22 protein-coding genes are annotated in these 20,144 nt (G+C 38.5%); 12 read left to right on the top strand and 10 right to left on the bottom strand.

Translation table 11 applies throughout. From position 1 onward, the window contains the following. Positions 1-62: 62 nt before the first annotated feature. Positions 63-740: a hypothetical protein gene (locus tag J9318_RS02970; RefSeq protein WP_210561063.1), complete on the top strand. Its 678-nt coding sequence runs from the start codon at positions 63-65 to the stop codon at positions 738-740. 127 nt (positions 741-867) lie between these two features. Here J9318_RS02970 and J9318_RS02965 read toward each other — a convergent pair whose 3' ends face one another. The 3 genes from J9318_RS02965 to speA are packed head-to-tail and all read right to left on the bottom strand — an operon-like array spanning position 868 to position 4,556. Beyond that, entirely contained in the window at positions 868-1,758 is an 891-nt protein-coding gene (locus J9318_RS02965) for an acyltransferase (RefSeq protein WP_210561062.1), read from the bottom strand. A 9-nt stretch (positions 1,759-1,767) separates the two neighbouring features. After that, positions 1,768-2,652, bottom strand: coding sequence for an acyltransferase (locus tag J9318_RS02960; protein ID WP_210561061.1), 885 nt, complete (start codon positions 2,650-2,652; stop codon positions 1,768-1,770). 11 nt (positions 2,653-2,663) lie between these two features. Beyond that, positions 2,664-4,556, bottom strand: coding sequence for a biosynthetic arginine decarboxylase (gene speA, locus J9318_RS02955; RefSeq protein ID WP_210561060.1), 1,893 nt, complete (start codon positions 4,554-4,556; stop codon positions 2,664-2,666). A gap of 212 nt (positions 4,557-4,768) precedes the next feature. Here speA and speE point away from each other — a divergent pair, with 212 nt between their 5' ends. Next, positions 4,769-5,623 (top strand): polyamine aminopropyltransferase, encoded by an 855-nt coding sequence (gene speE / locus J9318_RS02950; RefSeq protein WP_210562347.1) that lies wholly within the window; start codon positions 4,769-4,771, stop codon positions 5,621-5,623. A gap of 178 nt (positions 5,624-5,801) precedes the next feature. Here the strand turns inward: speE and J9318_RS02945 are convergent, their stop codons facing one another. Continuing rightward, positions 5,802-6,050: a DUF3630 family protein gene (locus tag J9318_RS02945; RefSeq protein ID WP_210561059.1), complete on the bottom strand. Its 249-nt coding sequence runs from the start codon at positions 6,048-6,050 to the stop codon at positions 5,802-5,804. Between the two features lie 120 nt (positions 6,051-6,170). On the opposite strand from J9318_RS02945, the gene J9318_RS02940 reads away from it, so the two are divergent. The 7 genes from J9318_RS02940 (at position 6,171) to J9318_RS02910 (ending at position 13,064) form a co-directional block, all read left to right on the top strand. After that, complete coding sequence (locus J9318_RS02940) at positions 6,171-6,713, top strand: DUF1285 domain-containing protein (protein WP_210561058.1); 543 nt, start codon at positions 6,171-6,173, stop codon at positions 6,711-6,713. A 195-nt stretch (positions 6,714-6,908) separates the two neighbouring features. Next, on the top strand, positions 6,909-8,144 hold the full coding sequence (locus J9318_RS02935; RefSeq protein ID WP_210561057.1) for a beta-barrel domain-containing protein: 1,236 nt from the start codon (positions 6,909-6,911) through the stop codon (positions 8,142-8,144). Position 8,145: 1 nt separating this feature from the next. Continuing rightward, positions 8,146-10,290: a peptidase domain-containing ABC transporter gene (locus J9318_RS02930; protein ID WP_210561056.1), complete on the top strand. Its 2,145-nt coding sequence runs from the start codon at positions 8,146-8,148 to the stop codon at positions 10,288-10,290. Positions 10,291-10,328: 38 nt separating this feature from the next. Continuing rightward, on the top strand, positions 10,329-10,583 hold the full coding sequence (locus tag J9318_RS02925; protein ID WP_210561055.1) for a helix-turn-helix domain-containing protein: 255 nt from the start codon (positions 10,329-10,331) through the stop codon (positions 10,581-10,583). 141 nt (positions 10,584-10,724) lie between these two features. After that, the gene (locus J9318_RS02920) at positions 10,725-12,176 is read left to right on the top strand and encodes a hypothetical protein (RefSeq protein ID WP_210561054.1); all 1,452 of its coding nucleotides are present in this window, start codon (positions 10,725-10,727) and stop codon (positions 12,174-12,176) included. 115 nt (positions 12,177-12,291) lie between these two features. Continuing rightward, positions 12,292-12,780 carry a CPBP family glutamic-type intramembrane protease gene (locus J9318_RS02915; protein WP_210561053.1) on the top strand — a complete coding sequence of 163 codons (489 nt, stop codon included), beginning with the start codon at positions 12,292-12,294 and terminating at the stop codon, positions 12,778-12,780. 113 nt (positions 12,781-12,893) lie between these two features. Further along, on the top strand, positions 12,894-13,064 hold the full coding sequence (locus tag J9318_RS02910; RefSeq protein WP_210561052.1) for a bacteriocin: 171 nt from the start codon (positions 12,894-12,896) through the stop codon (positions 13,062-13,064). Positions 13,065-13,233: 169 nt separating this feature from the next. Here the strand turns inward: J9318_RS02910 and J9318_RS02905 are convergent, their stop codons facing one another. From J9318_RS02905 to cutA, 6 genes are all read right to left on the bottom strand, one after another. Next, positions 13,234-13,545: a hypothetical protein gene (locus J9318_RS02905; RefSeq protein ID WP_210561051.1), complete on the bottom strand. Its 312-nt coding sequence runs from the start codon at positions 13,543-13,545 to the stop codon at positions 13,234-13,236. Positions 13,546-13,704: 159 nt separating this feature from the next. Then, positions 13,705-15,048 carry an acetyl-CoA carboxylase biotin carboxylase subunit gene (accC, locus tag J9318_RS02900; protein ID WP_210561050.1) on the bottom strand — a complete coding sequence of 448 codons (1,344 nt, stop codon included), beginning with the start codon at positions 15,046-15,048 and terminating at the stop codon, positions 13,705-13,707. A gap of 12 nt (positions 15,049-15,060) precedes the next feature. After that, entirely contained in the window at positions 15,061-15,519 is a 459-nt protein-coding gene (gene accB, locus J9318_RS02895; protein WP_210561049.1) for an acetyl-CoA carboxylase biotin carboxyl carrier protein, read from the bottom strand. A gap of 25 nt (positions 15,520-15,544) precedes the next feature. Then, positions 15,545-15,997, bottom strand: a complete 453-nt coding sequence (gene aroQ, locus J9318_RS02890) for a type II 3-dehydroquinate dehydratase (protein WP_210561048.1) — start codon at positions 15,995-15,997, stop codon at positions 15,545-15,547. Between the two features lie 350 nt (positions 15,998-16,347). Then, positions 16,348-18,180, bottom strand: coding sequence for a protein-disulfide reductase DsbD (locus J9318_RS02885; RefSeq protein ID WP_210561047.1), 1,833 nt, complete (start codon positions 18,178-18,180; stop codon positions 16,348-16,350). Beyond that, positions 18,181-18,507: a divalent-cation tolerance protein CutA gene (gene cutA, locus J9318_RS02880; RefSeq protein WP_210561046.1), complete on the bottom strand. Its 327-nt coding sequence runs from the start codon at positions 18,505-18,507 to the stop codon at positions 18,181-18,183. A 142-nt stretch (positions 18,508-18,649) separates the two neighbouring features. Between cutA and J9318_RS02875 the strand changes: the two genes are divergently transcribed. From J9318_RS02875 to J9318_RS02865, 3 genes are all read left to right on the top strand, one after another. Then, complete coding sequence (locus J9318_RS02875; RefSeq protein ID WP_210561045.1) at positions 18,650-19,180, top strand: FxsA family protein; 531 nt, start codon at positions 18,650-18,652, stop codon at positions 19,178-19,180. Positions 19,181-19,367: 187 nt separating this feature from the next. Next, complete coding sequence (locus J9318_RS02870; protein WP_210561044.1) at positions 19,368-19,613, top strand: helix-turn-helix domain-containing protein; 246 nt, start codon at positions 19,368-19,370, stop codon at positions 19,611-19,613. Between the two features lie 183 nt (positions 19,614-19,796). After that, on the top strand, positions 19,797-20,087 hold the full coding sequence (locus J9318_RS02865; RefSeq protein ID WP_210561043.1) for a co-chaperone GroES: 291 nt from the start codon (positions 19,797-19,799) through the stop codon (positions 20,085-20,087). Positions 20,088-20,144: the final 57 nt, after the last annotated feature.

The following is a 20,144-nucleotide window of genomic DNA, read 5'->3' as shown; positions in this document are numbered from 1 at the left end:
TTACCTATTTATCCGCGCGATAACACGATTTAGGATTTAGGATTTAGGATTTAGGATTTAGGATGAAGCTTGTTGTAGCACTCATTTTTTCTTTTCTGCTTGTTGCTTGCACCGCACCAACTACAGTGCATTTAAATGTAAAATATCTTGATCAAGACGCACAACAAAAAATAGTAACCGACCTAACCACAGCAGGGTTTAACGTTGTCACCAATAAAGTTGATTTTCCCGGCAATCATTTACAGCCCACTATTATCTACTCACCTCTTATAAAAAACACAGACTCAGTAAATACCGTACTATCCACCGTCAAAAAACGTGATTATCAGGTCGTGCAGGTTGATATGTTAGCCAACTCAAATCATTGGTATACCAAAGATTCAATTGGTCTCTATTTGCTTCCTGCCGACTTTAAACCGGCTAAGCAAACTATTAACGACAAAATGGTCGGTGACTATGTTACCCATAACTGTGAACACGACGCCTCACTGTCCATTAAACAATCAGGTGAATGGACGTATCAATATTCAGGCGGTGACGATGCAAAAGGCAACTGGTCAATACTAGACTCTACCTACTTATTTATTGAAAGAGATGAACCTTGGATTAACTTGTATTTTGAGTTTAGCTTTAGCCAACAAACTGACATGCTGGGCTCTGTTAATATTACTAAACTAGTTCCTCTGAATGACTCTAGTTATATAGTTAAATGTGGTTTTATTAAGGGCATTAGGCAATAAAAAACCTCAACACCTTTTCAGAGTTGAGGTTTTAGTATTGAGGTTTCAGAGTTGAGGTTTAAAAGTGAACTTTCAAGGAAAACGAGAAGCCAAAGTTCAAAATGCAAAGCTCTAAGTTAATTAATAATTATTGATTATTTAACTTGGCAATAAGCTTGTCTTTTTTAACCCAAACATCATTTAACCAGCCTTGAAAACGAGCTTTAAATGCATCGTCATTAAAGTAGTCACCTACTATCTCATCACTAACTTCGTGCACTTCTATTTTAACTTGTACTCGTTTTAGTTTACCCAGAAGCATGTCTTGCCCAGGAACTTTATTATCAGGGTAGTTGAGTGTTACGTTTAATACACCAGAAAATAAGTGACCCATAGCTGCTAATGTAAATGCAATACCACCGGCTTTAGGTGGTAATAAGTTTTCAAAGTCACTGCCACTACTCACATGCTTACTTTTTGAAAAACGTGTACCTTCTACAAAATTAATAATGGTCGTTGGAATGTATTTGAACTTGGCACAAGACGCTTTTGTGCTCTCAATATCTTGACCTTTTTTCTCAGGGTGCATTTTCAAATAACTGCTGCTGAAGCGTTTCATGAACGGCATGTCCATCGCCCAACAAGCCATACCGATAAACGGCACCCATTTCAGTTCATTTTTTAAGAAAAAACGAGGCGTTGGTAATTGATGTAATGCAACCTGAGCAAGTACTAAAATATCCACCCAACTTACGTGGTTACAAATCAGTAAGTACCAACTTTTTTTGTTAAAGTTGTCATCCGACTCAATTTCCCACTTAATTGGATTGGTCAAATTCATCGCTAGCAAATTACACAATGCCCAGCCACGAAATAAAAAGTTATTGATAAACGCGACCGCTAGAGACACTGGTTTTAACGGTATAAAAAACTTCACCAAACCAAACAAAAATATCGATCCACCTAAGACCATCGTTATAGTAAAAAATAGAGGTATTGTGATGAAAATTAAGATCCATCCTGGCAAAAATGACAACATATTAAATCCTTACTGCGTAACTTCTGATTGCTGCTTTAATTTCAGCAATGTTCTTTCTTTTTCTACCCACAGAGTATTAACCCACTGGTGCAGCCTCTTTTTATACTCGGCATCATTTGCATAATCACCTAATAAATCTTTGGTAATATCGTGCAAATTAACATGTAAATAAACATCTTTAATACGACCAGATAAAAAGTGATAAAACGTTGGGATCTGTTTTCCAGGATAATAGATAGTTACATCTATTACTTTATGAAGTTGCTCACCCATTACCGTTAAAACAAATCCAACCCCACCCGCTTTAGGTCTGAGTAAACCGTGATATGGGCTGTCTTGAATTTTGTGTTTCGCTGGCGTAAAACGAGTACCTTCAATAAAATTCATAACCGATACAGGCTTATATTTAAATCGTTCACACGCCTTTTTTGTGGTTTCTAAATCCTTACCTTTAAGATGAGGATACTTCGCTAAGAAACTCTTTTTGTATCGACGCATAAATGGAAAGTCTAGTGCCCACCAAGCTAACCCTAATACAGGAACATACAATAATTCTTGTTTCAAGAAAAACTTTAAAAATGGCACCTTGCCATTGAACATTCTCTGTAATATTAAAATATCAGTCCAAGACTGGTGGTTCGCCAAAACTAGATACCATTCTTTTTCAGACAGCTCCGCTTGACCGCTAACATGTAACTTGTAATCACCAAATAACTTTTGGATACCGGTATTGACCGTAACCCAACTACTGGCACAAAAATCCAAACCAATTGTAATGAGTCTTCTAACTGCATATATTGGAATAAGCTTAAATACCGCTAAAATAATAATCGGCGTGAACCAAAAGATTGTATTTACGGAATATAGTAAAAATGACAATAGCGCTCTTATCATTGTTCCCTCAACTAGTCTTCAAAATAAGTGTAGCCGGTCAGGCCTGCTTGTAATTCTGTAATAAATTGCTCTGCTTTTGTTACGTCTATTTGTGCGTTTTCGATTTGTTGCTCATAACTGCGCATCAGCTTTTCACTATCAAATTGAACGTGTTGCAATACATCTGCTACGTTTTCACCTTTGAGTGACATAGAGAACTCATACCCTTTTTCGCTATCAGGATTCAGTTCGACGTGAACCGAGTCGGTGTCACCAAACAGGTTATGTAAATCACCCAAAATTTCCTGATACGCTCCCACCATAAACATACCAATTAAATAATCATTGTTGTCGGTGTAAGGCGGTAACGCTAAGGTGCTTTCAATACCAGCGCCATCGACATATTGGCGGATTTGGCCATCTGAGTCACAAGTAATATCTTGGATAATCGCTCTATTTACTAGCGGTTTATCTAAGTATTTTATCGGCATAACAGGGAATAGTTGCTCAATACCCCACACGTCTGGCAATGATTGGAACAACGAAAAATTAACAAACAGCTTGTCAGCCAACTTTTCATTGATCTCATCGAGAACTTCACGGTGAGAACGAGAGCGAGGGTCTAATTCTTCACGAACTAAACTCAAAATTTTGAAATACAACTGCTCTACTTTTGCCCAATGCGTAAGACTTATTAAGCCAACTACATATTGTTGATGCGCATCGGCAAATAAATGTACGGCATCATGAAAAGACTCGAGCGCATGACGTCTATCTATCATTTGATAAGAACGCCAAAGTTCGGAGATTATTGTTGGACAGTCTTCGGTTGGCTCACTAATGACGTCAGGTACTGGTGCTTTTTCAACATCGATAACATCCGTGATCAACATAGCATGATGTGCAGTCATGGCGCGGCCAGATTCTGTAATAATATCTGGGTGTGGTAAATCAAATAGCTCACACGCCTCTGCAATTGGGTTTATTACATTTTTAGCGTATTCCGCCATTGTGTAATTCATTGAGCATGCACTACGAGAACCTGTACCTTCATAATCAACACCAAGGCCACCACCAACATCAATAATAGTGATTGGTACGCCTAATTGACGCAGCTCCACATAATGCCTAGCACATTCACGAATCGCATTATGGATATCTCGAATGTTAGCGATTTGTGAGCCAATATGGAAATGCACCAGTTTTAAATGCTCTATCTTCCCAGCTTGTCTAAGGCTATCAACCACTTGCAGAACTTGATTAGCGGAAAGCCCAAACTTACCTTTTTCACCACCGGTATTCTGCCACTTGCCCTTACCAATAGAGTTCAAACGAATTCGAATGCCGATAGTTGGCATACTACCAATTTCTTGTGCGGCCTGGACTAATGCTTCTACTTCCGTCATCTTTTCAATAACAACGTTAACATTATGCCCTAATGCTTGGCCAATACAGGCAAGACGCAAGAACTCACTGTCTTTATAGCCGTTACACACAATAGTAAGCGGTTTTTCAGACACACCAAGAATTGCCATTAGCTCTGGCTTACTGCCCGCCTCTAAGCCGACTTTATTAGACGGATGTGAAACTAGTTTTTTAACTACGGAAAACTGTTGGTTCACTTTAATTGGATATACCGCGGTATATTTACCCTGATATTCGCGCTCTTTTTTTGCTTTGGTAAAAGCGCTAACTAATGAACTGGCGCGATGAGTAAGAATATCGGTAAAACGCACTAAAATTGGCAGGGTTAACCCTTCCTCTTTTAATTGCTCTGCTAAGGTCGCTAAGTTGATGGTCGTGCCGCCCGCTTTACTCATTGGATTAACACACAGCTCACCGCTGTCATTAATATCAACGTAGCCTTCACTCCAACGCTTAACGTTGTAGGTTTTTTTTGCAAACTGCACTGCTGGATTAGCCATTAATTATCCTCGAAAAACAGAGCTCACGGTCGAATCAATAAAGCTAGAGACCGACGTAAAATAGATGGCGCATTTTAGCCTATAAATGACCACAAACAAAAAGTAAAAATTGCGCTAACGGCAATTATCAACGAAAATACTCTCATAAATAAACGCTTTTAATTGTTTTGGAGACTTGAGTGACTACTCAACACACATCTACACCTTCGTTAATGAACGACGAATGGTGCAACGAAATTAATAATGGCGCCGCGATCGGCTTAAAAACCAAACGTAAATTAGCCAGCAAACAATCTGACTTTCAGCTCGTTGAAATTTTTGAAACGGAAGAATTTGGCAATCTAATGATGTTAGATGGCTGTACTATGGTATCTAGCCGCGAAAACTTTCTTTATCATGAAATGATGAGTCACCCGGCCATGTTCTCGCATCCAAATCCAAAAAACGTTGTGATTATTGGTGGCGGCGATTGCGGTACTTTACGTGAAGTATTGCGCCATAAAGGGGTAGAGTCTGTTCATCAAATCGACATTGATAAAGTGGTTACTGACATGGCCGAAGAGTTCTTTCCTGAGCTCTGCGAGTCTAATAATGACCCTCGTGCACACATCATGTTTGACGACGGCATTAAATACATGGCCGAAGCTGCTGACGATTCAATTGACGTAATCATTGTAGATAGCACCGATCCTGTTGGCCCTGGCGAAGGTTTGTTTAATCACGCCTTTTACAAAAACTGTTTACGTGCGTTGCGCTCAGACGGTATTTTTGTTCAACAAAGTGAGTCACCACTATTGCACTTACCGCTACTATTAGACATGCGCCAAGCTATGTTAGATGTCGGCTTTAGTTCACTACAACACGTGAACTTTCCGCAGATGATTTACCCTTCAGGCTGGTGGAGTGGCACATTAGCTAAAAAGTCTGGTGAGTTTGACGGCTTCCGACAAGATGATGCAAAAGCATTGGCTGAAAGCTCGGCATTACAATATTACAACGAAGATATGCATGTTGCCTCACAAGCACTACCAAACTTTGTGAAACGCGCATTCTCTTCTCAAAAGTAATTACCATGCCTGGTAACTGGTAACTGGTAACTGGTAACTGGTAACTGGTAACTGGTAAGGATGATAAATTAGCGGCTTATTTAACTAGCCGCTTTTTTTGTGCCTATTTAATTCTGACCTTTCTTATTCTTTATTCGTTTTCTAATTACATTCTACTGAATTTTTGATCGCCACTTGGTTACTGCCGTTCAATCCAAACCGACTGCGAGTAATGCTCATAGTGAAGTAAAAAGCGCTCACCATTAAGTTCGTAATCCACTTGATGTCTATCCATTCCATAGTCTTCAGCACGCACATCAGCGCCAACATCGGCAACGAACTGAGCGGCAAATTCTTTAAAATCATCCCAGTCAGGCTCTGGTGAAATGCTAAGTTGGGTAATGTTAGTCTCATCGTTCGTTGTTAATGAGTAGGTAAATTTAGTCACCTGCTAGGTTTCCTCTTTATCGAAAGTAGTGAAAGTAGTGAAAGTAGTGAAAATAGTGAATAAAACGGTTTAGCTACGTATACTAAATTCAGTTTATCATTTTAACATTAAGCCACCAGCATGGACTTACAAAAACTCACTCAACAACTTGATGATCTTAGTCAATCCCCTCCCTTTGAAAAGTGGAACCCACCATTTTGCGGTGATATCGACATGGAAATTAAAAAAGATGGACGTTGGTTTTATATGGGATCGCCCATCGGTCGCATTAAATTGGTGAAGTTGTTTGCATCTGTATTGTTAAAGGAAAACAACGAGTACTTTTTAAAAACGCCCGCTGAAAAAATTCGAATACAAGTGGAAGATGCGCCTTTTGTTGTTACTGAATGGGAAGTAAAAAACACAAATGAAGGCGATGCCATATTGGTGACTACCAACATTGGACAGCAAGTTGTACTTGGTGAACTACACCCATTGATTAATGAAACAGGCGATGGTGAAAACGCCGAACCTAAACTCTATGTTGAGCTAAATAGAGGCTTAAGAGCAAGAGTTCATAGAAACGTTTTTTATCAGTGGGTATCGGATCAGGACAGTCCAGTTTATGAACAAAAAGGACAGTTGTTTTTACGCAGTGGAGAGCAAAATTTTCTACTCGGATAGCTTGTTTTACGGGAATACCTGTACTTACAATCGTAGTCACCCTCTAATCAACGAAATATTTTTTCAATTTTTTCTGTACCTGTTTTAGTTTACTTCTGCCACTACCTTAGTAATATCTTATTTAATTAAACGGAATTAATGACCTTTTCAACGCTGCTCATTGCAGTAACAAAGGGCCGTTATTAAGGATGAGTCATGACTTTGTTTCGGCAGCAGGCAGTTGCACACAAACATAAACAAATTTGGGGGGAGGTAGTAATATCACGTAGTGTAAAAAACAACACTATATTCTTATTATTTGCTCTCTTGTTTGGCTGTGCAATTGTATTTTTGTTTATTGGTCAATACAGTCAAAAAGAGACTGTCATGGGGTTACTCGAGCCAGCATCTGGTGTCATAGAAGCTCGGTCTCCAAAAAGCGGAATTCTACATTCAGTTTTCGTTCAAGAAGGTGAATATGTCCATAAAGGTACCCCTTTATTCAAAATAAACTCAGAAACCTTTTTAACATCTGGTATTAGCAATAACCAGATTCGACTTGCGCAGTTAAATCGACGTAGGGACATATTAGTCGACTTGAAAAATGCTAAACACATTGAAATCGTTGAAAATAAAGAAGCTTTGAGCTACAGACTCAATGTCATTAATAGCCAACAAGCCTTATTAACAGAAGAGTCACAAATTCTAGATCAAGAACTGGCTCTGGCAGCACAAGAACGATCACAGCAACTCGCCTTAGGCAAACATTCACTTACATCAAAATCATTACAAAATAGAGCCGAAGAAAAGTGGCTTGCTGTCAAAAGAAAAGTTGCTGATAACAAGATAAAATCTCTGAACCTATTAAGTAACTTATCCAACTTAAAAGACTCCCATCGCATTCAAACAACTAACTTAGAAAATTACTTAAAAGAATTAGATATTAAACTCATAAGCCTTGATCATGACATTACTAGTTTGCGATCAAACCATACTACGATCGTGACGGCACCAGCAGATGGTTTAGTCTCTAGTCTTAGCCTTGAAGTAGGCATGCCTATAAATAGCAATGAATACCTCGTCAGCATTATTCCAGAGCACCAGCCATTGGTAGCAAAATTATTTATTCCCACTAGAGCGATAGGGTTCATTGAAGACGGAAAACCGGTAATCATAAAACTCGATGCGTTTCCGTATCAAAAATACGGTCCTGTTAAAGGATCCATTAGCTCAATTTCAAAAAACATCATGCACGGTCAACGCAGCCACAATGTTTTGAGCTTTTCTGAGCCTGTTTATAAATCTCTTGCCCAATTAGATAATCAATTTATAACCATTAATGGTAAGCCGATTGACCTACAAGCAGGCATGATTTTTTCAGCTGATATCGTCGTATCGCAAAGAACAATAGCCGAGTGGTTATTTGCCCCAATTCTGGGGGCGATCGGTTAACATGATGAAGTCTATTTTACAGTCCGAAAGTGCAGAATGTGGTCTTATCTCAATTGCTATGATTGCTTCTCACTATGGTCAAACTCTATCAATTCATAGTCTTAGAGAGCAATTTCCACAAAGTTTAAAGGGCCTTAGTTTAAATCAACTAATTGATATTGCTGCAACCTTGGGTATGAGTTCTCGACCGCTAAAACTAGAGCTTGATGAGATATCTCAATTATCACTTCCCTGCATTTTACATTGGGAGCTTAACCACTTTGTGGTACTAAAAAAGGTAACTAAAACTCAGGTCACTATCTATGATCCTGCCAAAGGGATTTATAAACTGTCGCTAACTGAATTTGCGAAATTCTTTACCGGCGTAGCGCTAGAGTTGTCGCCAAATAAAGACTTTCATTCGATAAAACCATTGCCATCACTAAAGCTGACTGAACTCAATGTGTCTTTTAAGGGCCTATTTACTAGCCTTTCTCAGCTTTTTGTTTTATCTCTAATGCTTCAAATACTTCTTCTGTTAATGCCTTATTACATGCAAACCATTATTGATGATGTACTGGTAAGCTACGATACAAATCTACTAACCGTATTAGCGATTGCATTTGCGTTTATTGTTCTTTTTAAACACGCATTTTCGTTACTAAGAGGTTACTTAATCATTCATTTAGGTACCGAGGTTGGTCGACAAATTACCGAACTTCTATTTAATCACTTAATAAGATTACCCCTTGCGTACTTTGAAGCTAGGCATGTTGCCGACATCGTCTCTCGTTTTCAGTCCATTGAGCAAATTAAGCGAATGTTGGCTCACAAATTTATAGAAGCTTGTATCGATGGGCTTATGGCCAGTCTTACTTTAATCATACTTTTTATATACCAGCCAACGTTGGCTTTAGTGACATTGGCGACGATTGTTGTTTACCTTATTCTTAGGCTAATGTGGTACCGACCTTTTAAGCGCGTTTCCGAGCAAGTCATTAAGACCAATGCCGATGAGCAAGCCTTTTTCATGGAATCAATACGAGCCATTCAAAGCATAAAACTAATGGCGTTAGAGCCGAAGCGAGTCAGCTTATGGCTTAACAAATTTGTGAGTTCACTCAATCAGCGAATTAAAATAGAAAGGTTGCAACTTCATTTCGGACTCATTAATGGTTTTCTATTTGGACTAGAAAACATATTAGTGATTTATTTAGGCGCAACGTATGTATTAGAAAGTAATGAACAGTCCATTTTTACACTGGGCATGTTAATGGCGTTTATTTCATATAAAACCCAAGTGACCAGTCGATTTTCTGCATTAATAGACACCTTTATTGACTTTAAAATGCTTAGTCTTCATTTTACTAGAATTTCAGACATTGCATTGTCAAACGTTGAAATAGTAAATAACTCAGGTACTGAGGTCTCGTTAGATAAACAAACTAAAACGGCTTTATATGGTCCTAGCGGAGTCAGTAAGTCTGAAGATAATATCAGCCATATCAATATTAAAAACCTAACTTTTACTTACCCTCAAGAGTCTCAACCGCTATTTAAAAACCTTTCAATGTCTATCTTAGAGGGCGAGTCTATCGCAATTGTTGGCAAATCAGGTTTGGGTAAATCGACGTTACTAAAAGTGCTAATTGGGCTACTTAAGCCTACCGCAGGTGAAATTCTCTTTTACGGTCGTACTAGCTCAGATATCGACATAAAGTCCTTTAGACAGAATACCGCTGCCGTCATGCAAAATGATCAGCTTTTAACGGGCAGTATTGCTGAAAACATTGCCAACTTTGATTCTCCTATCAATATTCAAAAGGTTAAAGAGTGTGCGCACGTCGCGTGCATAGATCAAGACATCGCTGAAATGCCAATGCAGTATGATTCATATATTGGTGAAATGGGTAGCGCGCTTTCTGGTGGCCAGACACAACGAATTTTACTAGCACGGGCGCTTTATCATGACCCTTCAATACTATTTTTAGATGAAGCGACGTCCAATTTAGATATTAAGACAGAGAAATTGATTAACCAACGGCTTATTTGTCTTGGTATCACAACCATTTTTATTGCTCATCGACTTGAAACAATAAAACACGCCAATCGCGTATTTGAATTGACTCAAACGTCGCTTCAAGATGTTTCGCGAGACTACTATTAACAAAATCCAACACCCAAACATAAATAAGGAATATTAAAATGTTAACGATTAACCCAGATGAACTCTCAAAGAGAGAAAGAGAAGTGTATTCACATATCATTCAAGGCAAAAGCCAAAAAGAAATCGCTGATCGCTTATATATCTGTATTCGAACCGTCAAATTTCATTGCGGTAACATTTATCAAAAATTAAAAGTCAAAAATAAAGTTGATTTAATCAAACAATTAAACGGACTTGAGGCTAATGAAATTAAGCAAATAAGAATTGCAGAATCTGGACCTAAGTTCAGGTGATTATTAAAGATTATCTTCTATTCTTAAATATATCCGATGTACACAACTTATGAAAATTGTACATCTATCCAATCCAGGAGCAGCTAGTACAGTGCTCCAGGTAACTAAAATTTTTTAATCTATTTATGAGTAGGTAAGGACATGGAACAACACTTATTTGAACAAAGCCCATTGGCAACTTTGAATCCGGCTTCACTGCCGTGCCACAAGGTGTTGAACTATCAGCTGAATGGTATAGGTGACTTGCCGAACGTTAAAGTTAAAAGCTCACTACTCGATGCTACTGTTGATTCTGTCTACTCTTCAATTTTAAACTATATCTTACCTATTGGCTGTGTTCATATAGACTCTATCAATCACTTGAACGAGCCATACAGTGTCTCAGATAACACTGAAAATAATGGTTACGCAAGACATCAAGCGTTAAAAATAAAGTCGACTTCTTTAAGTGTTCAGCGATTTTTAAAGCACAGTGATCAATCATCAATGTCAGCCGCACATCGCCGCTTAGAAGCCTTTAAAATAAAACAAGCTTTTACCGAGTTAACTGAGTACTTCAAGTCTCACGAGCGCTTTGTTCTTTTTATTAATCGGTCTTTGGCCAATTGCGCTCAACAATTTGCGTTTTGTTTTATTCACAGAATATCTCATGGCAACATCAATAATGATGCCCTTAGTATTGATGGGAAATGGCAAAACAATGATGCTTGCAGCTTTTACTCCAACCTTGATAAAACCACTTTTAGTGCCGACAAGTCATATAAAGAGGCACATGACGCTGCGGCGATTTTTATTAAATGGGTTTGTTATTACAATTCTTTTAATGGTACAGATATCGAAGCAAATGAACTGTCAGAATACTTCTCGTCGTTATACAGAAAGTATATTGAATATTATGCAGTGACACTTATTGGTTTAACACCCGATGAGTTGCCGTTAAACACGAATATCCGAAGTGATTTCACCGACTCTATTAGACGACTGTACGAACAAGATCCATCTGAATCCCAATTGATCGCTTTTATCACAAAAACATTCATCAATTGGCAACTCAGTAAGTCAGATTCCTCACCATCTTGCTCTGAATTTGTCGGTCCAGATTGTGCGTCAAAACTGATACTTGATAGCGTTTTGTATTCAGAGCAACAGCATTACACGGAACAAAGTATATTGACTCGTTGCGCGATCATAGCGCTTAGAAAGCTGCTCTTTGGACATTTATTCAAGAACCAGCACATACGACAAAGTTTGCTTGTGCAATTAAATAATCGTCGCTTAGACACGATAGCAGGACTATCAGAGCAATATGAAAATTGCGCAAAGTGGTTGTATGGTAGCGAAGACAGTTTGGTTCATTCGGTAATTTTTAGTAACGCTAAACTGTTGGTTTATTTTGTCCCTATAACCCAGTCGTATGTCGTTGAGCACTTTAACAAAGGCCATAAATATTCCTTTTTAAATGCACGGGAGCTATCGATATATCTTCAAGGGCAATCAAAACTAGATTTTAATTTGCCTGGTGCGTTAGTTTGGAAAAACTTAATCAAATTAATCAACATATTAATAGAAATAGAAAGTTGCCAACTTGCATAGACTTGAACGGAACACACAAGTTGGCCATTAACCGCAATTTTCATTGCACTTAACTCTCCAACAAAGTTGGATAAGTCCAGTATACATAATAATTAAAATTTTGAAGGATCAGTTTATGGAAAATATCACCCGGTTAAAGCCTATAATTCAATGGGATTATATCACTCTAACAACACTACTTACGTTTATTAGTTTTATTGTGGCGCTCGTATCAATGATGGTCTTTGATACTACTGTACAAGAATACTTTGCAGAGCCGATTGCTGGGATAGAAAGGTTTGGAAGCGTCGGTTTTGTATTCTGCTTTATACTATTATTCCCGTTTATCGAGGAGTTTCTGGGCCGCACTGTCGCAGTGAGCGTTGGTGAACAATTGTCTTCTCCAATTTGGTTAACCGGCCTCTTTTCAGCAATCTCTACGATGTCATTAAAAGTGTATATGTTTGGTTCACCTGTATTGCACTTTGTTATCGGGCTAATTTTATATGGGCTTTATTTAAAACATAGGTCTTTATCTACCAACATATTTTATTCCGGTTTATTAAATGGACTCATCCTATTAACTTTATTTACTTTTACACAAATACCTAGCCCTGCAGTATAGCGCAGGTAAATCTCGACAACTTGCTTTGACTTGAACGGAACAACAAGTTGTTTAACAACCTTGCCAATAATGGCAAAACTTAACTCTCGACAAATGTCGAATAAGGAAACATTATGAAAACATTAACAAAAAATGAAACTAAACAAGTAAGTGGTGGTTTATTTGTAGCAACCATTGTTCTTATATATGAAGAGCTACTAATTGAAGCAATGAAAGATTTAGCAAAAGGCAATTTGGTTTCATTAGGTGAACTTGAAAATCGCCCAACAGGTACTCGCCCTTAAAGGCTATTTAAACCTTGCAACTAACAGTGAGATTTAGTTGCTGAGCTATAATTATAAACAAGCAGAATTTTGTAGTTGCTTGTTTAAATAATTTACCGTATTTAACATTACTCCTACTTGCCCCACTATTTAAAATAACCCGTTATCTTTTAAAAAATCTTAAAACTCCTCATAACAATTTAGCTATCGCTTCATAAATTTCAGCGGCTCTTGCGGGCGATAAGTTGCCCCTAATGTCGCCTTTGCCTAATGTGCTTGTAACTCGTATTTGCTCTTTGGCTATGTGGTTGGGCGGTTGTGTTGCAGTGGCTTGTTGGCCAGAAGAAATGCTTTGTTGGTTGTCTAATGCGGCAGCGGTGGGTATTTGTGTGACACGATCTATTACGTTGGCGGAATCAGTGCGTCCGACATTGTTTGACCTTTGAACGCGGGATTGTTCTATGCCCGCTGTGACGGGTGTGGATAACCCGAACTCTGCCATTTTTACATCTCCAACTTTCGCTAGTGATGGTTTAATTATAGTTAAAAATAAATTAAAGGAATAAAAAAACCGAGCAAATGCCCGGCTTTTACAAGTGATTTTTTTAGACTTTGTGTTTTAAAACTGACTTTTTAAAACAACTACAATCAGTTACAAGCCTTAGCTCATCCCTAATTTCTTTTCTAAATAGTGAATGTTAGTTCCACCATTTTGGAAGTGCTCATCGGCCATGATGTCTTGTTGCAGAGGTACGTTTGTTTTAATACCGTCAATTAACAATTCATTAAGTGCATGCTCCATACGCTTGATAGCAATACCGCGATTTTCACCGTAAGTAATTAGCTTGCCAATCATTGAGTCATAGTTTGGTGGCACTTTATAATTTGTATAAATGTGTGAGTCCCAACGAACACCTAAACCACCTGGTGAGTGAAAACGTTTAATTTCACCCGCACAAGGAACAAAGGTTTCAGGATCTTCAGCATTTATACGACACTCAATAGCATGACCACGAATTTGAATATCTTCTTGTGTAAACGACAATGGTTGTCCCGCTGCTATGCGTAATTGCTCTTTAATTAAGTCTACGCCCGTTACCATTTCTGTTACTGGATGCTCTACCTGAATACGAGTATTCATTTCGATAAAGTAAAATTCACCATTTTCATACAAGAATTCAAATGTACCTGCACCACGATAACCAATTTCGATACATGCACGCACACAACGATCACCAATATATTTACGTAGTTCAGGTGTAATACCAGGTGCTGGCGCCTCTTCAACTACTTTCTGGTGTCGACGCTGCATCGAACAGTCACGCTCACCTAAGTGAATTGCATTACCTTGACCATCAGCCAAAACTTGAACTTCAATATGACGTGGGTTTTCTAGGAATTTTTCCATGTAAACAACGTCATTATTAAAGGCTGCGCCCGCTTCCGCTTTAGTCATCTTAATTGATTCAACTAAGTCTTCTTCTTTGCGAACAACGCGCATACCACGACCGCCGCCGCCGCCTGCTGCTTTAACAATTAATGGGTAACCAATTCGGCGAGCAATGGCTTTGTTGGTATCTGGGTTATCACCCAATTCACCATCAGAGCCTGGAACACAGGGTACACCGGCTTTTTTCATTGCTTCAATCGCGGAGACTTTGTCGCCCATTAAGCGAATTGTGTCGCCCGTTGGTCCAATAAAAATTAAGCCACTTTGCTCAACTTGGTCAGCAAAGTCTGCGTTTTCCGCTAAAAAACCATACCCAGGGTGAATAGCCACGGCATCTGTTACTTCAGCAGCCGCTATAATTCTAGGAATATTAAGGTAACTATCCATCGCAGAAGGCTTACCAATACAAATGGTTTCGTCTGCAAGAAGAACGTGTTTTAAATTTCTATCCGCTGTTGAGTGTACCGCAACGGTTTTGATGCCTAACTCTTTACAGGCACGCAAAATTCGTAGGGCAATCTCACCGCGATTCGCGATGACAACTTTATCAATCATGATCAGCCCTTATTATTCAATAATGAATAGTGGTTGTTCAAATTCTACAGGGTCTTCGTTATCAACTAGTATTGCTTTAACAACACCCGCTTTGTCTGATTCAATTTGGTTCATCATTTTCATTGCTTCAATAATACAAAGCGTATCGCCTACTTGAACTGACTGACCTACTTCAACAAATGAAGGAGAAGACGGTGATGATGCACGGTAGAAAGTACCAACCATTGGAGAAACAACTTGATGACCCGTAGCGACTGGTGCCGCTTCTGGTGCTGGTGTTGCAGCAGCTGGAGCAGCGGCTGGTGCTGCTTGAGGGGCTTGCGCTGGAGCCGGCGCATATTGCACTGGCGCGGCCATTTGTACTGGAGTACCAGAAATACGGATTGACTCGTCACCTTGAGTGATTTCAATCTCACCAACGCCAGACTCTTTCACCATATCAATCAATGTTCTTATTTTACGAATATCCATTTTTTCACCTATTAATCTTTAAAATTTATTTATTATTAGTAATCGCTTTGACCGCATGGTCTAACGCATATTGATATCCCTGCGGACCTAATCCGCAAATCACACCAACTGCAATATCTGATAGGTAAGAATGTTGTCTAAAAGGCTCACGCGCGTGTACGTTTGATAAGTGTACTTCTACAAATGGAATAGCAACTGCTAATAATGCGTCACGTATGGCCACACTAGTATGGGTATAAGCAGCCGGATTTATAATAATAAAATCGACTTTACCCTGAGCCTGTTGTATCGCGTCCACCAGCGTTCCTTCATGGTTTGACTGAACGTGAGAAACCGCTACCATTTGTTTAGAGGCACTTTGCGTTAATGACGTCACAATGTCATTTAAGGTGGTATCACCATAGATGTTAGTTTCACGGCTACCCAGCATGTTTAAATTTGGGCCATTGATCACTAAAACTGTTCCAACTGTTGACATCTTGTCGCCTTCTATACTCATTTATACCTCTTCTCGAAAACAAATTAATTTTTACGGTGAAAACCATATAAAACTATAGTTTCGGAAGAATTAAAAGCCATTATAAAGAAATAAACGCAATTAACAGCAAAATACTGGTCTAATGACCGACGTTAGCATAGTCGACTTGTATAAAAGCCTTTGTTAAAAGCACCTTCAAGAACCTTGTTGATATCCGCCAAGCTTGTAATCCGCCAATTTTAAGCAAAAAAAAGCCTGAACAATTGTCAGGCTTTAGATAAATAGCAGTGAAACTAAAACTTAATCACCACCTATTAGTTAGCAGAAATCAATTCATCAACTGGCGTACGTTAAATGTTTTGCAAGTGAGCTAAAAACGTAGTCGCGTTCATGTATCCGGTTACCCTTTGATTTGTTAACTCACCACCTGTAGTGTTAAAAAATAGGATCGTTGGTAATCCAAGAATATCGTATTCTTTCATTACTTCGATGTCGGAGTCGTCGTTCTCAGTCATGTCAATTTGTAAAAGCACAAAGTCTGACATCTTGTTTTGAACCGCTTTATCTGAAAATGTAAAGGCCTCAAATTCTTTACATGCAACACACCAGTCTGCATAAAAATCTAACATAACAGGCTTACCCGCAGCATTAGCAATAGCAATTTGTTGTTTAATTTCAGACAAATCTGCTACTTTTATAAACTCAACTTCATGCGTTTCTGCCCCTACTGAAACCGTCGACGTTGGTAACAAAGGTTTTACCAGAAGTACAAAACCTAATAAGAAACTAAATAGTGATACTGCCCAAAAGCCACTTTTAGCCGTATTTGATTGCTGGCTTAAATACTGGCTATGGAAGTAAGCGCCCATCACAATTAATAATATACCTGCTAATGACAGTACCCACTGTAAATCAATAAAACGCTCTAACAAGATCAAAGGAATGGCCAGTAAAATAAAGCCGAATAGATTTTTAACCACGTTCATCCAGTTACCTGCTTTAGGAAGCAATTTACCACCGGATGCACCTATTAGTAATAACGGTAAGCCCATACCTAAACTAAGTACATACAAAGTAACAAAGCCAACCACTAAGTCGCCTGTTTGCGCAACGTAAAGTAATGCGCCTGTTAACGGAGCTGTGGTACAAGGTGAAGCAATAAGACCACTTAATAAGCCCATTACAAACACGCCCACTAAATTGCCCGACTTTTGCTTGTTACTTACTTGCGTTAATTTGTTAGTCCAAGACTGTGGTAGTTGAAGGTTATACCAACCAAACATTGCGCCAGCGAGTAATACAAAAATGACAGAAACCGTAATTAACACTGCAGGATGTTGCAGTGCTGCTTGGAATTGTACGCCCATGCTAGCAACAACTAATCCTAATAATGAGTAGGTAATAGCCATACCTTGTACATAAATAAAGGCCAGCCATAAGCCTTTTTTAACGGTCATGTTGCTTTGACCCGCTATGATACTAGATAGAATTGGGAACATTGGAAAAACACATGGCGTAAAGGCTAAGCCTACCCCTAAACCAAAGAAAATTAACAGTGTCCAAAGTAAGCTTTCATTTGCTAACGAATCTGCTAACGAATTTTGTTGAGACGTAACACTCGGTGATGCTGAAGCGCTATTTGCAGTTGATTCTGCGGTTGCAGTGTTCTTTGTGTTTTCCGTCGACAACAAACTAGTAATTTGTTCAGCTGAAATTGCATCCAGCGGAATTCTTTTAACGGTTGGATTGTAGCAAAAACCTGCTTTTGCACAGCCTTGGTATCGAACATTTAAGTAAGCATCTTCAGATATATCACTAAAGCTAACTTCAATCTGAGACTCAAAGAAATAAACATTAACAACACCAAAAAACTCATCTTCTATTTGAGTGCCATCTTGCTTGACTGTATCCAAAACGATTGCATTTTCTGCTTGGAATTGAAACTTGTCTTTATACAGATAATACCCATCAGCAATGGTCCAATCTAACACCACCTTGTTATCGACTTGTTTAAAATCAAAAATAAACGCTTCATCGACGGGCAGATATTCTGTTTGACTCGCAAACAAATCTTTTAACGGATCGACACTCGGCGCCGCGTTGCTTATTGTGGAGAACAGTGACAAACAGGCTAACGTAAACGAAAAGATCCAATTTGTTATTTTACTGCGTGTTTTGAACATTTATTTGCTACCTTGTGATGTCATTTCTTGTACCCAATTTAAATACCCTTTACTTCCATGATCAATATTAATCACCAGAAACTCTGGAACATCGTAAGGGTGATGATCGTGTATATAGGACTCGATATCTGCAACATTTCTTTCAATTGTTTTCAAAAACATTTGTACTTCAACATTTTGTTCCAGCTTTCCTTCCCATTTATACAGGGAAACAACTGACGGAATTAAATTTACACAGGCAACTAAGTTTCGCTCTAATAACCCTTCGGCTAAATGATGTGCCGTGGGTAAATCAGGAGTCGTCACCAAAATTAATTTCGCCGTCATTTTATTACCTCATTCAATGTATTAGCCCAACCTTAAGGAAAAATTAACAAATACTTACATACAATTAATCAACTTTACTTGAATACCAACGTATTGTCCCATACTTAACAAAGGTAATAATTGAATTAATATTAGGATTTTTATGCCGCTGTTTTTTATTTTTATTGTGGTTCCATTGTTGGAACTCATGTTGTTACTTGAAGTAGGCGCCATCATCGGCAGCGGATGGACTTTTCTAATTATTATTGTGACAGCGATTATTGGTACCAAACTAGTAAAACAACAAGGTCTTCAAACTTGGAGTAAGATACAGCAAGAGTTGGCAACTGGTTCACTTCCAGCGCAAGCAATGTTCGACGGTATCTGCATTTTAATTTCTGGCGTGTTATTAATCACACCCGGCTTTATGACTGACATTTTAGGCATGTTATTACTTACGCCGCCCTTCAGAAAGATTGTATATTCACAGGTCGGCCATCGAGTTCAAGTGCGTAGCGCTGGGTTTAACGCATCTGGTTTTTCTCATCATTCATCATCTTCAGGTCAAACTTTTGAGCACGATCTAAATCGCGATAACAATGCACATTCAAGTCATGATATGAATAATGGCACAAACAAAAGTTTAAATAATGAGCCTACAACAATAGATGGTGAGTACAAGAGAAAAGAGTAATCACCTGTAATACATTAGTAATATATAAAAGAAAAAAGGGCCTAAAAAGGCCCTTTTTTGTTGCATCACGTCAAAGTTCCAACACCCAAACAGAAACAACACTGCCACTTTATTCCACCTATTTTTGTTACGCAATAAAAATTTATCCCGAAATGGGATATCAGAACGTCACATTTATTGTGACGCTATGAATAAAGTATGGTGTGAAAAACAAGTTCGTTTTCGTCACTATTTAAAAGACCTTAGGCACAGCTCAGGCCTTACTCAACGAGAGTTAGCGGAGTTATTAAAAAAACCGCAAAGCTACGTCTCTAAATACGAAAACGGCGAGAGAAAGTTAGACTTCCTGGAAACAGTTGAGGTCTTTGAAGCATGCGGGAGATATGATGTATCACAGCTTATCGAAGCAATAAAAGATCCAAAAAATAAATAATTCCTCGTTATCGATATTTCTTGTTAATTTGTTCACAATTTTTTTACTTTTTCACTTGGATTTTATAAACCCACCCTCATATATCTGCCACTAACGAATTTTTAGTTCGTTTCGTGTAAGACTCAGTTAAAAAACAAGCTTCGCGAAACTTATTACAACCATAAAACTTGGAGATAATGACCAATGAGCATTCGTCCTCTACATGATCGTTTAATTGTTAAACGCAGTGAGCAAGAAACAAAATCAGCTGGCGGTATTGTACTTACAGGATCTGCTGCTGAAAAATCAACTCGCGGTGAAGTTATCGCTGTTGGTAACGGTCGTATTTTAGAAAACGGTGACGTTCGTCCTTTAGATGTGAAAGTTGGCGACACAGTTATCTTTAATGACGGCTACGGCGTTAAAACTGAAAAGCTTGATGGCGAAGAAGTATTGATTATGTCTGAATCAGACATCTTAGCAATCGTAGAATAATCTCATCTTTCGATTATTTATTTTCGAACACTTATTATCAAAACACTGATTAAAGAA

This window comes from Psychrosphaera aestuarii, assembly GCF_017948405.1.
Lineage (GTDB): Bacteria > Pseudomonadota > Gammaproteobacteria > Enterobacterales > Alteromonadaceae > Psychrosphaera > Psychrosphaera aestuarii.
Note: the sequence above shows the minus strand (reverse complement) of the source record. Positions and strands in the feature narration are given on the sequence as shown.